General features: G+C 33.7%; 17 protein-coding genes and 2 pseudogenes. 9 read left to right on the forward strand and 10 right to left on the reverse strand.

Annotated features, from left to right (window positions below):
- Positions 1–437: 437 nt before the first annotated feature.
- Positions 438–1,724 (reverse strand): hydroxylamine reductase, encoded by a 1,287-nt coding sequence (hcp, locus tag BWGOE10_RS17070; RefSeq protein ID WP_070144244.1) that lies wholly within the window; start codon positions 1,722–1,724, stop codon positions 438–440.
- A gap of 275 nt (positions 1,725–1,999) precedes the next feature.
- Between hcp and BWGOE10_RS17075 the strand changes: the two are divergent.
- Positions 2,000–3,032, forward strand: a pseudogene (locus tag BWGOE10_RS17075) (hypothetical protein).
- Between the two features lie 462 nt (positions 3,033–3,494).
- Here the strand turns inward: BWGOE10_RS17075 and bla2 are convergent.
- Positions 3,495–4,268: a BcII family subclass B1 metallo-beta-lactamase gene (gene bla2, locus BWGOE10_RS17080; RefSeq protein WP_070144245.1), complete on the reverse strand. Its 774-nt coding sequence runs from the start codon at positions 4,266–4,268 to the stop codon at positions 3,495–3,497.
- 218 nt (positions 4,269–4,486) lie between these two features.
- On the opposite strand from bla2, the gene BWGOE10_RS17085 reads away from it, so the two are divergent.
- Positions 4,487–4,777 (forward strand): DUF3784 domain-containing protein, encoded by a 291-nt coding sequence (locus BWGOE10_RS17085; protein ID WP_070144246.1) that lies wholly within the window; start codon positions 4,487–4,489, stop codon positions 4,775–4,777.
- 28 nt (positions 4,778–4,805) lie between these two features.
- Here the strand turns inward: BWGOE10_RS17085 and BWGOE10_RS17090 are convergent, their stop codons facing one another.
- Entirely contained in the window at positions 4,806–5,087 is a 282-nt protein-coding gene (locus tag BWGOE10_RS17090) for a hypothetical protein (RefSeq protein ID WP_070144247.1), read from the reverse strand.
- A 285-nt stretch (positions 5,088–5,372) separates the two neighbouring features.
- On the opposite strand from BWGOE10_RS17090, the gene BWGOE10_RS17095 reads away from it, so the two are divergent.
- On the forward strand, positions 5,373–5,567 hold the full coding sequence (locus tag BWGOE10_RS17095) for a hypothetical protein (protein ID WP_070144248.1): 195 nt from the start codon (positions 5,373–5,375) through the stop codon (positions 5,565–5,567).
- A 119-nt stretch (positions 5,568–5,686) separates the two neighbouring features.
- Positions 5,687–6,724 carry a serine hydrolase domain-containing protein gene (locus tag BWGOE10_RS17100; RefSeq protein ID WP_070144249.1) on the forward strand — a complete coding sequence of 346 codons (1,038 nt, stop codon included), beginning with the start codon at positions 5,687–5,689 and terminating at the stop codon, positions 6,722–6,724.
- Positions 6,725–6,773: 49 nt separating this feature from the next.
- On the opposite strand, the gene BWGOE10_RS17105 is transcribed toward BWGOE10_RS17100, so the two are convergent.
- The 5 genes and pseudogenes from BWGOE10_RS17105 to BWGOE10_RS17125 all read right to left on the reverse strand — a co-directional run bounded on the left by BWGOE10_RS17105 (position 6,774) and on the right by BWGOE10_RS17125 (position 9,771).
- Complete coding sequence (locus BWGOE10_RS17105; protein WP_070144250.1) at positions 6,774–7,022, reverse strand: hypothetical protein; 249 nt, start codon at positions 7,020–7,022, stop codon at positions 6,774–6,776.
- A 280-nt stretch (positions 7,023–7,302) separates the two neighbouring features.
- The gene (locus BWGOE10_RS17110) at positions 7,303–8,346 is read right to left on the reverse strand and encodes a flavin-containing monooxygenase (RefSeq protein ID WP_070144251.1); all 1,044 of its coding nucleotides are present in this window, start codon (positions 8,344–8,346) and stop codon (positions 7,303–7,305) included.
- 131 nt (positions 8,347–8,477) lie between these two features.
- Positions 8,478–8,669 (reverse strand): annotated as a pseudogene (locus BWGOE10_RS17115) (metallophosphoesterase family protein); the annotation flags it as partial.
- Positions 8,670–8,711: 42 nt separating this feature from the next.
- The gene (locus BWGOE10_RS17120) at positions 8,712–9,065 is read right to left on the reverse strand and encodes a glyoxalase superfamily protein (RefSeq protein ID WP_070144253.1); all 354 of its coding nucleotides are present in this window, start codon (positions 9,063–9,065) and stop codon (positions 8,712–8,714) included.
- Between the two features lie 13 nt (positions 9,066–9,078).
- Positions 9,079–9,771, reverse strand: coding sequence for a cyclic nucleotide-binding domain-containing protein (locus tag BWGOE10_RS17125; RefSeq protein ID WP_070144254.1), 693 nt, complete (start codon positions 9,769–9,771; stop codon positions 9,079–9,081).
- Between the two features lie 108 nt (positions 9,772–9,879).
- Between BWGOE10_RS17125 and BWGOE10_RS17130 the strand changes: the two genes are divergently transcribed.
- The 3 genes from BWGOE10_RS17130 to BWGOE10_RS17140 all read left to right on the forward strand — a co-directional run bounded on the left by BWGOE10_RS17130 (position 9,880) and on the right by BWGOE10_RS17140 (position 11,388).
- Entirely contained in the window at positions 9,880–10,326 is a 447-nt protein-coding gene (locus BWGOE10_RS17130; protein ID WP_070144255.1) for a DMT family transporter, read from the forward strand.
- A 13-nt stretch (positions 10,327–10,339) separates the two neighbouring features.
- The gene (locus BWGOE10_RS17135) at positions 10,340–10,804 is read left to right on the forward strand and encodes a DMT family transporter (protein ID WP_070144256.1); all 465 of its coding nucleotides are present in this window, start codon (positions 10,340–10,342) and stop codon (positions 10,802–10,804) included.
- Positions 10,805–10,893: 89 nt separating this feature from the next.
- Positions 10,894–11,388: a hypothetical protein gene (locus BWGOE10_RS17140; protein ID WP_070144257.1), complete on the forward strand. Its 495-nt coding sequence runs from the start codon at positions 10,894–10,896 to the stop codon at positions 11,386–11,388.
- 41 nt (positions 11,389–11,429) lie between these two features.
- Here the strand turns inward: BWGOE10_RS17140 and aiiA are convergent, their stop codons facing one another.
- A complete protein-coding gene (gene aiiA / locus BWGOE10_RS17145; RefSeq protein WP_070144258.1) occupies positions 11,430–12,182 on the reverse strand; it encodes a quorum-quenching N-acyl homoserine lactonase AiiA in 753 nt (250 codons plus the stop codon).
- Positions 12,183–12,369: 187 nt separating this feature from the next.
- On the opposite strand from aiiA, the gene BWGOE10_RS17150 reads away from it, so the two are divergent.
- A complete protein-coding gene (locus BWGOE10_RS17150) occupies positions 12,370–13,389 on the forward strand; it encodes a zinc-binding alcohol dehydrogenase family protein (RefSeq protein ID WP_070144259.1) in 1,020 nt (339 codons plus the stop codon).
- A gap of 48 nt (positions 13,390–13,437) precedes the next feature.
- Here BWGOE10_RS17150 and BWGOE10_RS17155 read toward each other — a convergent pair whose 3' ends face one another.
- Positions 13,438–14,829, reverse strand: a complete 1,392-nt coding sequence (locus BWGOE10_RS17155; RefSeq protein WP_070144260.1) for an amino acid permease — start codon at positions 14,827–14,829, stop codon at positions 13,438–13,440.
- A 559-nt stretch (positions 14,830–15,388) separates the two neighbouring features.
- Here BWGOE10_RS17155 and BWGOE10_RS30310 point away from each other — a divergent pair.
- Positions 15,389–15,508, forward strand: coding sequence for a YjcZ family sporulation protein (locus BWGOE10_RS30310; protein WP_081338174.1), 120 nt, complete (start codon positions 15,389–15,391; stop codon positions 15,506–15,508).
- The last annotated feature ends 142 nt before the right edge of the window (positions 15,509–15,650 follow it).

Here is a 15,650-nt window from a genome sequence, read left to right on the forward strand (position 1 = left end):
GACTTATATTCAGTATCACAGAGTACTAAGGCGAATTTTTACTGAATAGCTTTTGAGTAAAACAACACTATTCAGTATTACTTATTACAACTACATTGTATGACTGAGTAGAGAGAATGTCAACTGATTTTCAAAATTTTTCTAAAATCCGCTATTACCTATTGTTTACTGAAGATATTTTGAGAAACAACACTACTCAGTATCACCTATTACAAGTACATTGTATGACTGAGTAGTTGTAAATGTCAACTCGATTTTTATATTTTTCTAAAATCAACTATTACCTATTAGATACAGCCGCTTTTCTTTTTGAAGAAATTTCGCCACATACCTATCCCGCTAAGAAAAGAAAATACCCCAAAACAAAAATTCTACATTTTTATTTTGGGGCACTATTAGGCTAGCTCTTCTTATTAATAAGACAGATCATCCTTTTGTTACGATAACATCATATTCATATCTTCTGCTGCAGTTGTAATCAATTTTAAACCGAATGTTTCTTGTAATACATCAAGCACGCCAGGTGAAATAAATTCAGGAGCCTTTGGACCGATGCGAATATCTTGAATCCCAAGACTAAATAGCCCAAGTAAAATGGCAACCGCTTTTTGTTCAAACCATGATAGGACAATACTAACTGGCAGTTCGTTCACTTCGCATTGAAAAGCATCTGCTAAAGCGGCTGCTATTTTCACTGTAGAAATTGAATTATTGCATTGCCCTAAGTCAATGTAACGCGGAATCTCCGTACCAGGTACAACACCGTAATCCACATCATTAAAACGGAATTTCCCGCAAGAAGTTGTTAAAATAACCGTTTCTGGCGGAAGTGATGTTGCTAATTCGCGATAATATTCTCCGCCTTTTCCCGGTGCATCACAACCTGCGATGACAAAGAAACGCTTAATCTTTCCTTCTTTTACTGCCCCAATAATTTCTGGTGCTAATGATAAGACTGTATTATGATGAAACCCTGTCACTAACTGTTCGTCCGACTCCATATGTACTTCTGGAAGTTCTAGCGCTTTTTGAATCAATGGTGTAAAATCATCATTTTCGATTTTCCGTACACCTTCTAGACCTGCAATATCATATGAAAAGAAGCGATCAGAATATGATCCTTTAATTGGCATAACACAGTTCGTCGTAGCTAAAATGGCACCAGTAAATTTTTCGAAAAGGCGTCGTTGATCATACCATGCCTTACCAATGTTTCCTTTTAAATGTTTATATTTTTTCAGCCTTGGATATCCGTGTGCTGGTAGCATTTCAGAATGCGTATAAATATTAATTTCTTTTCCTTCTGTTTGCTTTAATAATTCTTCTAACGCAAATAAATTATGACCAGTAACTACAATTGCCCTACCTTCTACATGGTTTTGTGTAATTTGAACAGGCTCTGGAACACCAAAGTGATTCGTATGTGCCTCATCCAACAACTCCATCACCCGTAAAGCTGATTTTCCAACTTTCATAGCCATATCAATATGTTCTTGTTCATTAAAATTAGAATTTGTTAATGTCATATATAACGCTTCTTGCGTTGTAGCATCTACAAATGCATCTGTATACCCTAGCTGAGCAGCATGTGTACGATAAGCAGCAATTCCTTTTAATCCAAACACAATCGTATCTTGTAAACTTGCAATGGTTTCATTCTTACCACAAACACCCATCACTTTACATCCGCCTGTTGGCGTTTGTTCACATTGATAACAAAACATATCATCCCACCCTCTCCCAATCATTCGTTACAAATTAAGCATAATACCCAGTATGGAAAAAGGATGTGATATCAATCACAATAATATAAATAAATTTGTGACAGTTCATATTGTTGACATAATATTTTTACTGTCTTCTGATATTAATACTTCCGCATGATCATTTATTTGCATAATATATCGGCGCACTTTTAAGGAATACAAATATCATATCCATCTAATATTTCACTAAATTTTCCTTGCTGATGGTACAATCAAAGTTATGGAGGGATAAGATGGTATATATGATGTTTTATTATGGGATACTGTTTCTTATACTCGGTATTGCAATATTTCTGTTTATTATGGCTGGGTCACGAAAAATTAGAAATAAAAATCTTTCATTCGTAATGATCGGTTTAGGGATAAATATACTTGCAAGTCCAGTGGCACTTTTTATAGGGGTGATGGCAACAGATTCTCCATATAGTACTAGACTAGATTTTTGGAAAGGATTTCTCTTTATTCAAGGAATACCTCTTTTCTTACTACTTATAGCTTTCATTTGGTGGTTTATTCGCCCGCCCAAAGTAAAAGTTTCAACGAGTATTGAAAAAGACCTTGAACAAGATATGAAAAGTACTAAGAAAAAAGCGACACGGGGACGGCGCGTTACTGCCGTACGTATTTTAATTCCAATTATTTTATTAGTAGGCTGTTTTTCTTACATTTTGTATTTACAGGACGTTACACTAAAAAAAAGTCACTCTCCGAATAATATAAATACGATAAAAGTAGTAAAAAAAGATTCGGACTCTTCTCTTGGTCCCTCTCCCGTCAGAATTAAATACGGCTGGTGGGAACATTTGGACACGAGTATTGAAACGTTTGAGGGAACGTCTCGATCCCTCAAACGTTTCAATACATTGGAAAAACGATTATGAAGCAACAATAACGCTACGTGGAAAAGAAACAGTACCTGAAGTTGTAGAATTTAACATATCAAATAAATCCAATGGTTCTGTTTTTAAGAAGGTACAAACCGTGCTCGGTTTCTTTACCTTTAAAAAAAGTGAATCTCCAAATCTAATAAATATTATTGAGTTTAGAGAAACAACGAAATCAAAAGGACCAAGTCCCAGTTCAACTGTAAGAATCTATTATAGGAAAAGAGGTAGCATTTTAGAAAAATATAAAGAGGTCACTCTTAAGGAAATGTATACGACAGAGAACTTCAATATCAATTGGAGAAACGATGAACAAGTACAGGTAGATGTATTAGAGGGAAATGGAGAAACAGCTACCATCGTGATTGATTTGTCAAAGTAAATCTATTTTTCACATGTTATAACTGTTTTCTATCCGGCACACGAGAGATACATAGTATTTACAAACAAAAAGATTTACGGACATTATGAGTAACCTCTTTATTTACAATACATTTACACTTTCTTAACATTTTTTACATTATTTATATGATATATTTATATAGAAACTACTTAAGAAATTTCATGTACATCGTTATCTTTATAATCTCTGATCTGATTGATAGGAGATTATGTTATATTTTCATACCAGGGGTGAATGAGGATGACTGAAACTTTAAAGACACTTATAATGCTTGATGTTACTTACGTTGTTATAGCAATTATGACGGTACTGGTATTTGTATACTTGGAATTAAAATCTCAGTAACATATGCAGGCGTAATTGATAGCTTCGCATTTAAATATAGCTAGAAGAAAGCGAGGAGGAAATTGTTTCTCCTCGCTTTTATATTCCCACAGTTTCTTATTTCAACAAATCCAATGTATGTAAAAGTAATCCTCTGTCCCCTACTTCTCCATGACCAGGCACTACTAAGTTCATATTTCCATATCGGTTCAACACATTCTCAATCGATATCGACCATTCATTTACATATGCATCAGCAACATTCCCTAAATCTTTTGCCTCCGCAGATTTCACTAAACAGCCTCCAGCTAAAATTTTATATTGAGGCAGCCATACGACAATATTATCGTCTGTATGTCCTTTCCCTGGATAGAACGTTTCTACTTTTATATTTCCAAACTTCATATTCGTAATTGTTTGTAAGTCTCCAAGCGGCTCATCATATCCATTTTTCTTTGCTAGTTCCGCAGTTAATGCTGTACTATGCGCTTTAATTCCTCTTTCTTTCAACGTTTTAATTCCGCCAATTCGATCAGCGTGCGCATGTGTAATAATGACATCCGTTACGCGCTTCTGGAATTTCTTTTCTACCATCTCTATTAGTTCCTTCGTTAACTTATCATCCCAAGAAGAATCGACAAGTACTAACCCTTTAGAAGTATTAAGAACTAGACCGTTCGAAGGAACTGCTTCTCCATTAAAATAACCTAACTCCGTATGAACCCATACATTTTTATTTAACTGAGAAATTGAAATAGTTCCTGTCTCATTTTTTATTACTTTTTGCTCCACCGTTCGTTCTGCTTGTACAGAAGAAATTGTACTGACAAATTGTGTTGCTCCTAGTAAACTTACACATACCCCTACTTTTAATAACGAATTCTTTTTCATTTTCATCCACCCTTTCTTTCAAACTAAATAGTTATTACCTATATTAGACAATTCATCTCAAATGTTTGTTCCATCTTTTCTTACATATTTTTCATGCGATTAATAAAAAAGCGTACAAAATTCTGTACGCTTTAAAACTTAAAATCACAATTGATTTTTGTTAAATTATTACATTTATATTATAATTTATTTATAGTTTATTAATGGAGGTGTTTCTGGTGACTCTCTTCGCTTCTCCATCATTATTTATACTAGCCATCATTTCATTTGCACTAGCCTATTTCATTGGCGTAAAACAATACACTTGGCTCTTATCAGGATTCAATGAACGCCGTGTGCCTGATAAAGTGAAGTTATCAAAAATAGTTGGTCTTTATAATTTAATTGCCGGTGTTATCGCCACAATTGGTAGTGTCTTCACTACTCCTAATGTCAAAATCGTTATTCCTATCATTGTAATTGGACACGTCATAATCGCCGCTTATGTAAATACACGTATGGTTCAGTAAAAAAGATCATCCAATTGGATGATCTTTTTCATAATTTATCGACATATTGCTTTGCTTCTAGTATTGAAAAACCAAATGCTTCTCTTACTCTCTTAACTGCTGTAACTGTTTTTCCTTCTTCCACAAGCTGGCGTAATTCTTTATTAATTTCAGGTTCTCTATCTACAATTCCCATTTCTTTCGAAATTAATTGTAATCTATCTTCCATCCTCTTTAAACGCGTATCCGTTTTCTTTTCGATTTTATTTAATTTTTCAGCAAGATACATAAATCCAAAGACCGCTATCGGTATGACAATCCAAAATTCCATGACTGCTCCTCCTTACTAGCTTTCATATGTTTTATTTAAGTAACTTATGTAAATTTTACCACAACACACATTTAATGTATAATAGTAATATACAACACTATTGATAAAGTGAAACTTTAATCAGTGGGGGTTTTGTTCATCCCCCACTGATTATTAGTTGAACCAATCGGGCGTTTACGGGCAGTTGATCTCCCACCTAACTTCTTTGCCCCAGTCGAATTTTGAGGTAGGAGTTTTACTGCCCGTTAATGCGGGATAAAACCTTTTATTTTAGGGGGACACTTTATGAAAAGATTTTTGAATACACTACTACAATTTGTAGTTCTTTCAATCGTACTACACTTATTATTTGATATAGTTGGTTGGCTTGTTTTCAATGCACCAATTAAAAATAAAGAAATCATTATTTCCTTAATAACAACCTCATGGCTTATGTACATGTACCGAGATAAATTTTTTAAAGCATTCACTTCGAATTAAATTAAAATAAGAAAACACTTCATCGATAAAAGGTGAAGTGTTTTCTTTTTCCCTCATTCTCTCTATTTACTACTGTATAATAAAACTAATATTCTGTTTTTTGAAAGAAGGGAGCTATTATGAACTTGAAAATTAATAATATATACGAGAAAATGAACCAATATTCCGTTGCAGGTTTAAGTCTTGCTGTTATACGTCATGGCAAACTAAACGAAGCGTCTGCCTTCGGAACACTTGAATTTGGAACAAATAGAAATGTCACTACAAATTCCATCTTTAACTCTTGTTCTATTAGCAAATTCATCACTGCTATGCTCGTACTAACATTATCAGATCAAGAAATCGTACATTTGGATGAAGACGTAAATGATAAACTCACATCCTGGAACATCCCTACAAATCTATTTACTTCACAGAAAAAAGTCACGTTACGAAACTTATTAAGCCACCAATCTGGAATCATTGATCCACCTAATAGTTTTGAACAGTATACACTCGCACAAGGGCTACCAAGCATGTCTGAACTCCTTGCTGGTAAAACATCATATTGCCGAGTACCTATAGAAACAACTTATAAACCAGAAAGTGAATTTCACTACTCTGACGCAAATTTTTGTATGATCGAACTACTACGTGAAGATATTACAGGGAAATCATTTAATCAGTTACTAGAAGAACATATCTTCCAGCCACTACAAATGAAAGACAGTACACTCTTCTCCCCCGAAGACATAGATAAAACCGACGCTTTTGCTTGCGGGCATAATAAAGATGGAACTGTAACAAATGAGAAATATCCATTTTATCCATTCGCAGCTGCTGCAGGCATTTGGACAACACCGACTGACTTATCAACTTTAGTTATTGAAATCATTCATTCCTTACAAGGAAATAGTAAACTAAAACTTTCTCAAAAAACAGTTCAAGACATGATTTCTCCTCAAGGCTGTTCAAACTGGACTGGTTTAGGTGTATTTCTAGATGATTCAAATGAAAGCTTACAAATTTATTCACTCGGATGGGGCGTTGGATTTCAATGTATGATGGTTTGTTATCCACATAGAGGTAATGGAGCTGTTATTATGACAAATACAGACTTAGGTGTTCATCAAATGGAGGGCATCATTGGTGAAGTTTTAAAAACACTATCCTTATAATGAATTAGACGTATATAAAGAAAGAAGCTGATTTTCCCAGCTTCTTTCTTTATATAATATTTTTCGCAACAATTTTTATATGCTCCGGCGCAATAATTTCCGTTATACTTTCTTGAAAATCTTCACGCAACATTTCTTCAATATGTTCTAGTTGCACTTCAACATGAGTACATTCTAAATTATGTATGTTTAATAATGCATAATGATCTTTTTTCTTAATTACTAAATATTGATTTTCCTCTGTTACGAGCGTTGAGCCTAATCGGACTCCTAGTAGGCGTTGATCATCAAACTTCATAATTGCTTCTCCTTCCTTCACATAAATATAATTAGCATACAAATAATTATATTTATGGAAATAGCTCTAATGTAGACTATATCATAATTTACTAAAATATAAATATCATTTTTCTTCCCAATGAAAATTCCTATTTTTTCATATATTTCGATACAAAAAAACTTTCTCAATATAAAATAAGAATTTTCAGTTTTTTATTCGATGAAAATCTATTATAATAAAGTTAATAAATGTTTGACCTCTCCTAATTCATGTACATATGGATGATCAGTAGTTGCTGCTACTGATCTATTTTTTTGATTTCAGAAAGCAAATACGCTGCATCCTTTCCTACACCACAAATAAGTGCAGAACCCCTTTGAGATTGCCATGGCAATCCAATATAATACAATCCTTTTACTGGACTGATTCCCTTTACGTGATTAGGAAATCCTTTCTCGTTCACTGCCTTTTCTATTTCAATCCATTTATAATCTTGCATAAAACCAGTTGACCATATAACGCTTTCTGTACTATATGTATCACCATTTTGAAACATAATGTTATTTCCTGATGCACTTACCACTTTTTTCTGTAGTTTTATTGCTCCATTACGAATGAGTTCCTTACCTTCAAAACCAAAAATAGGATCCTTTCTCTTCTGAAACCACCTTCCTCTCTTTGTATTTATTTCGGCATACAATAAACTTATTTTTTCTAACCAATTAAAAATACTTTTTCTAAAAAGGTGTAACGGTAAAAACGTTAAAGGATGACTGATAGACATCGTAACTTCATGAGTTTTTGCAAGTTCTACTGCTATTTGCATTCCTGAATTCCCGCCACCTACTACTAGTACTTTTCCTTTAGGAATTTGCGATGATGATATATATTGTGATGAATGTATTTGAAACATATGCGATGAAAGATGTTCTGAAAATGAGGGGATAAATGGTTGCTGAAAACCACCTGATGCGATAATAACTTTTTTCGAATGTAAAATTTCTGTAGGAGTGTGCAATTCAAATATTTCTTTCTCTTTCTTTATTTTTAAAACTTCAGTTTGCAATTGTACAGGTAATTTAAAATACGTTGCATATTCTTCTAAATAAGTCGCAATTTCATCTTTACTTGGAAATTCATTCCCTTCTCCTTTTAATATCATACCTGGTAAACTACTATATTCCCTTGGTGTGAAGAGCTGCAAAGAATCATATCGGTTTCTCCATGAATCACCAATTCGGTTTCCTGCCTCAAGTAGTAAGAAACTATATCCTGCCTGCTTCAAATAGTATCCTATTGTTAATCCAGCTTGACCCGCTCCAACGATAATTATATCTTTCACTCCAATCCCTCCTTCTCACAAACACATGAATATTTGTTCATATATTCATACGTTTCCATAATCATAACATTTTATTTTTATATCATTCAATATCTACTCAAAATAAAAAAGAGCAGCTTACCATCAAGTAAACTCCCCTTAATATGTATCATCTCGTTACTCATTAATATTTCAATTGTCCCTAAAGGATCTAACGGCCCATACACACTATCACCTGGATTTATTATCATTTCGACCTTACGACGTGAAATATCTTTTAATACCGCCTTTAAAGCGTGACTATTCCCATGAATATCTGAAATTATCGCTATTTTTCTGTTCATTGTTACACCTACCTTGATAAATTATTTATGTCATCTCAATTTCTAAACCCGCTCCTCATAAAATATAATTCTATTTAAAAACGGATCAATCACAGTTAATTCCATTGTATCCCAAGGTGTTCTCTCTATATCAGGTTTTGAATAAGCATAATCTTTACTTGATAAAATAGCATAATAACTGTTTAAATCCTCTATTTTCACACGAATCGCCCCGCCTGGTGAAGCATCACCATGATGCTCAGTTAAATGTATTACAATACCATTTAACGAAACTTGCATATACAATGGCATATTTTCCTCATATCGATGTTCCCAATCCAGTTTAAATCCTAAAAAATTTAAGTAAAACAACTGAGCCTTTTCAATATCAAAAATTCTTAATATAGGTGTAATCATTTATAACCCCCTCCTATTTATAAACATCCGCAGCAAGTTCCCTCAACACTTCTATATTCATCACTTCAAAACAACCACTGTTTTTCTTTATAACCTCTTTATCACAAAAGCTATTTAACGTTCGTAATAGATGCCGATAACTCGTACCTAACAACTCTGCTGTTTCCGTTAAATTCCCATTAAACACAATTCTATTATCGTACTGCTCTGCTCTTTCTCCTGCTGCTAGCATATAACTCGCAAGTCGATTTTCAAGCGGATATAGTAAATTAATTGTACTATTTTTTGAAAGTCGATGTAATTTTTGGGCTAATGATCCACAAATACATTTTAAAAATGTCGCATCATGAAACAATTGATTTCTAACCTTTCCTAAAGGCAGACCAACACAATACGAATCTACCATTACTTGTACATTTGAACTAATTTTCTGTGAGTGAATCAACTCCACATCCCCTAACAACTGCAAGCTATCATAGAAACATAGCAATACAGATTTCCCATTGCTTAATGTGTTAAATGCTTTCGCCTTTCCTTCAACAAAAAAATATAAATAGTCTATCTCTTCGTTTTCTCTGCAAATGAACTCATTCTTCTTAAAAAATATAAGTTCCATATATGGTTTCATATCACTACTAAAAAACGCATCAATATTATTATGCTTAATATAATCTGCTAATTTATTAGAATTACATATTTTTCTCATAATCTCCCGCCTTTACAACTACTCCCCATTTAAAATAAAATTTTCTTCTTTCACTATGACATATGTCATAGTAATACACAATTTCAGCATGATACATTCATTACAAATATGAAATATAAAGGGGATATCACATTGTATAACTTTCTTTCTGTTTTTATTGGGGCACTTATCGCCATTATGATCCCATTGAATGGGATTTTATCTGAGATGATTGGTAATTATACAGCGAGCGTTGTCATTCATCTCGTTGGTTTACTTGCAGTTGTTATCGTTTTAATTATTAACAAAAATAAAATTCGTTTTGAGAAAGGTATTCCGCTTTATTTATATAGCGCTGGAGCTATTGGTGTATTCACTGTTCTTTTTAGTAATATAAGCTTCTCCGCCCTGGGTGCCTCTATTACCATCGCATTAAGCCTACTCGGTCAATCAATCGCTTCTATTATTATTGATCATTTCGGACTATTAGGAATGAAGGTTGCGAAATTTGAAAAGAAAAAACTAATTGGGTTACTATTCATTTCTTCTGGAATTATTGTAATGACTATTTATTAATGGGGGTAAGAAAATGTTATATATTGGTATCGCTGTTTTGGTTGGAGTTTCTATCGTTGTTGCCAGAATTATTAATGCAAATTTAGCAAAGGAAATTGGAAATTGGGAAGGCACGTTTTTCAATTATATTACTGGATTATTCTTCTCTATGTTATTTTTAGTTTTCAGTTCAGATTCTTTATACGTATCAAGTCATACGCTACAAAAAATTCCTTTCGTAGTCTATTTAGGGGGCTTAGTTGGTGTTATCGTCATTTCATTATCAAACTATATTACACCTAAAATATCAGCATTTTATTTAACATTACTCATCTTTATCGGACAATTATTTATGGGGACCGTCATCGATTTCTTCATGTCAAACGAACTCTCAATTGGCAAAATTGTCGGTGGAATTTTCGTATTAATAGGGCTTACTTACAATTTACTCGTTGACCGCCCTATGAAAACCATGAAGAATAACCACGTCCAATTATAATACTTTATGCTTACCTATCATATATTAATAGAAAAGTTCTTCACACGAAGTAATAGAGAGGAGAATATTCTATTAAAAAAATCATTTTACTGCTAGGTAGCGCGTTAATTATTTTTGGAATCGTATGGATTTTAAACTCTGGAAAATCTATTCAAGATTTCTATACAACAAATAAACCGAAGAAGAAAGCTACTATTATTTCAACTCAAAGAGACCCAAATGCACCTCCTGTTTTTTTAGGAAAACAGGAAATAAAAGATATACATGTAGAGTCAATTAAAACAAAAAAATCTATCTTCCTTTCAAAAACAGATGAATTAAAAACATTCATTAACAGTATGGACACAGCAAAAAAAGGCGATTTAACGCTCGATGAAGAAGGTTCTGATTTAGTAGATTGTAACATGTGGATTACTTTCCAAGATGGGACTTATAAACAATATTTAATTTGGATAGTAGATAACAACAGTAGTGAAATTATGATTGCCCATCAAAACACTCCTAATGACGTAGATCTTACTTATTATCAATTAAATGAAGTTAATTCGAAAAAAGTATATAACTTATTTAAAAAGGTTATTTAATAGAAAAAGTCATGAGCTACTAGGCTCATGACTTTTTCTATTTATGTATATTCTGGAAACACTTTACATCCCTTTTCTTGTTCCATATCATGACCAAAGAAAACAATTGGGTTCTCTTTCATCACAACCTCTTTCAAACGTTTAATTGAAGCTAAAGCTAATTCCGGATCAAATCCAGCGAACGGCACTTCATCTTCAAAATTTTCTTTCGTATAAGATGCATCAATCGTTAATAACACAGGACCGGATTTTTCAGTCTCAATGAATAGTGACTGATGCCCTGGGGTATGTCCTGGTGTATACAATAATTGAACACCTGGTACGACTTCATAATCCCCTTCAATGATTTTGTAGTTTAAATTCGGCAATATACATTCTTTCATATATTCTTCTCTATGCTGTGCTGCCTCATATTCAGCACGCTGCACAATGATCGGTGTATTTGTAAAGGCGCCATTTCCTCCCGCATGATCAAAATGCAAATGAGAGCTAATAATATAAAGAAGGTCGTCCGGCTCATATCCAACGCGTTTTAAAATATTCACGATTCTATCTTCTTCCGTCATTTTCGGTAAAATCTGGCCTTCAACAAATGTACCGTTAAAAAGACCTTCATTATTAACTGCACTTTCTGGCATACCTGTATCTACTAAAATAGGCCCCTCTTCTGTCTCCAACAAATAGCACCATACAGGTAAATTCAATAAATTCCCTGGTGTGAGCGTACTATTAACAGAAGAATGATCTAACATACAGCGACCTGCTGGAACGAAATAAAGCTTCTTTACTGTCATTATGTATCCACCTTTACATTTAGTTTGAGATAAAGTAACACAGTAAAAAGTTCTGCTTTTTAGAAACAAACTCCTTCTACACTTTCATTCCAGTATAAATAAAAAAGAGTGTACTTTTTTACATAATGGTATTTCACCATCTATAATAAAGAAGTAAATGACTCTTACTTTAATGGAGGGAATACAAATGAAAGCAATTGGTTTGCATGAATACTTACCTATTGAAGAAGAAAACAGTTTAATTGATATTGAAGTTGAAAGACCTGTTGCCACAGGAAGAGATATACTTGTTAAAATTAACGCTATTTCCGTTAATCCAGTTGATACAAAAGTTCGATCCCCGAAAGATAAAAAAGAAGATGTAGCAAAAATACTTGGCTGGGATGCTAGTGGTGTTGTTATGCAAACTGGCGAAGGTTGTACGTTATTTAAAGAAGGCGACGAAGTGTTTTACGCTGGAAGCATTACGAAACAAGGTACATATAGTGAATATCATTTAGTTGATGAAAGAATCGTTGGTAAAAAACCAAAAACTTTAAGTGATGCTGAATCTGCAGCAATTCCTTTAACAGCAATCACAGCGTGGGAAGGTTTGTTTGAACGTTTAGGGATTGATTATAATAAGAAAGATGAAAATTCATTTAAAAACATTTTAATTATCGGCGGAGCTGGTGGCGTTGGCTCGATTGCTATTCAGTTAGCTAAATGGGCTGGACTAAACGTAATCGCAACCGCATCCCGCAACGAAACTATACACTGGGTTGAAAAATTCGGTGCCGATTATATAGTTAATCATCACCAACCTTTAAAAGATCAAATATTAGAATTTGGGCTAAAAGATGTAGATTATATCTTCTGCTTAAACAATACTGATCAACATTGGCACGCGATGGGTGACATCATTAAACCACAAGGAAAAATTTGCTCTATCGTAGAAAATGAACACCCTCTTGAGATGGGGATTTTAAAAAATAAAAGTGCCACATTCGTTTGGGAGTTTATGTTTACAAAAGCGATGTATGAAACTGGTGATATGATTACGCAACATGAACTATTAAATAAAGTAAGCGAGCTATTAGATGAAGGTATTCTTCAAACTACTTTAAATAATACGTTAACACCAATTAATGCAGAAAACCTTAAAAAAGCACATGCATTACTTGAAAGTGGACGTACAATTGGGAAGATTGTATTAGAAAAGTTTTAATAACAAAAGTCCGATTTCTAAATAAGAAATCGGACTTTTTTATTACCTTTATTTACTTGAAATCTCTTGATCATTTTGAACGTCTAACGGAGCTCTCTTCCCTATTCCGAAAGCATAGAAACTAATTGTTACGATAGCTAAGAAAACAATACCTACAATTAGTGAAATACGAGTATCATCGTTAAACCACATACCGATTAATACCATAATTAAAAAGGCAATTGTTAAATAGTTTGTTACAGGAGCAAATGGCATTTTGAATGGATGATCTTTCATCTCTGCTCCCTTTTCTTTTCTAAAACGGATTTGACTAATTAAAATGACAAACCATGGTACCATACCAGGAAGTACACTCGCACTATATACATATACGAATAAGTTTTTCGGTGCAATATAACTTAAAACAACACCAACCGCTAAACCGATAATTACACCAACTGTACCGAATAAAGGTACACCATTTTTAGAGATTTTCGCAAAGTATTTTGGTGCTTGTCCATTTACACCTAACGTATAAAGCATACGTCCAGCACTATAAATACCACTGTTACAACCAGACATTGCCGCTGTAATAACAACGAAGTTAATAAGTCCAGCAGCTGCCGTAATACCAACTTTCGCAAAAGTTGCTACGAACGGACTACCAATTGAACTTAATTGATCCCAAGGATAAACAGTTACAATAACGAAAATAGCGCCAATATAGAAAATTAAAATACGCCAAATTGTACTTTGAATTGCTCTTGTAAGTGTCTTCTTCGGATCTTTCGCTTCACCAGCAGTAATCCCGATTAATTCCACACCTTGATATGCCCCAACTACAAGTGATAGCGCAAAGAAGAATCCTGAAAAACCACCTGTAAAGAAACCACCATTTTTCCATAGATTAGATATACCGATTGCTTCTCCTCCGTTCCCAATTCCGAAGAAAATGAGACCGAATCCGGCAATAATCATTAATAAAATCGTAACGATTTTAATCATCGCAAACCAAAATTCAAATTCACCAAATGACTTAACAGAAATTAAATTAGCTGCACCAAGGATAACCATTGCGATAACACCTGGTATCCAAGCCGGTAAATCCGGGAACCAATATTTCATATACGCCCCAACTGCAATAATCTCTGACATCCCAACGATAACCCACTGGAACCAGTTACTCCACGCTGTCATATAACCAGCTAGCGGATGAATATACTTGTGGCCAAATGTCGCAAATGAACCTGTGCTTGGCTCCATATACAACATTTCTCCCATGGCACGCATAATGAAGAAGATGAAAATACCAGCGATTGCATATGCAAGCATTACTGACGGACCTGTCCATTTAATCGTGCTGGCTGACCCCATAAACAAACCAACACCAATTGTTCCGCCTAAAGCAATCATTTGAATATGACGTGCTTCCAAACCTCGTTTCAATTCTTTGTTTGCCACTTCATTTCCCCCTCTTAGATGATTCATAGCCGCATTTAAAGTAAGATGCTTTACCCTAATTCCTTTTTGCTCTGAAAATGATGAGGCGAGTATCATTTTTAGCACACTTAAAAGTTGTTCTTTATTATTAAGTCGTAAAAGCCTCTTCATTTTCCTCCCTTTGCAAAATTGTAAAATTGCTTATTTTATAATAATTCATTTATCTGAAAAATACAATTACTTTTTCTGGAAAATTGTTATATACGAATCGAATACAATCCATCACTATATTAGTAACTAAAAACATAAATTCAATATTATTGAAAAATAAAGGTTTTTTTCCAAAACTCTCTATTAAATAATAAACTATTGTAACGCATTTTTATTCAACAAAACCTTAACTATCTCTCCTCTGTAAATTCCTTTTCGTTTCGCTAACTTTATTCCTGCATGTTGTTTTTCTTTAATCATTTCTCAAAGGACCTGCTCATTCATTATTAAAAAACATAAAGTAATGTAAACCCGTTAAAACAAAAGAGTGAGACAATAATTTCCCCTCTTACGTAAAGGGGAAATTATTATGGGATATGGTGGTAGTTGCAGTGGAGGCTGTGGTTTTGGTGGCGGATTCCCCTTACTAGTTGTGCTCTTTATCTTATTAATCATAGTTGGAGCTAGTTGCAGCGGATTCAGCTGCTAAAAAAAGACACTCTTGTGATATTATCCCCTTAAGGTAGACAGTGTAAAAAGACCATGAACAAACATGGATGTTACACTTCTACTTGGAGGGGATTTTATTATGGCTAAAAAAGGGTCTACATTTCAAACTTATTCAAATGAAT

The organism is Bacillus mycoides (genome assembly GCF_001757995.1).
In the GTDB taxonomy this organism is placed as follows: domain Bacteria; phylum Bacillota; class Bacilli; order Bacillales; family Bacillaceae_G; genus Bacillus_A; species Bacillus_A mycoides_B.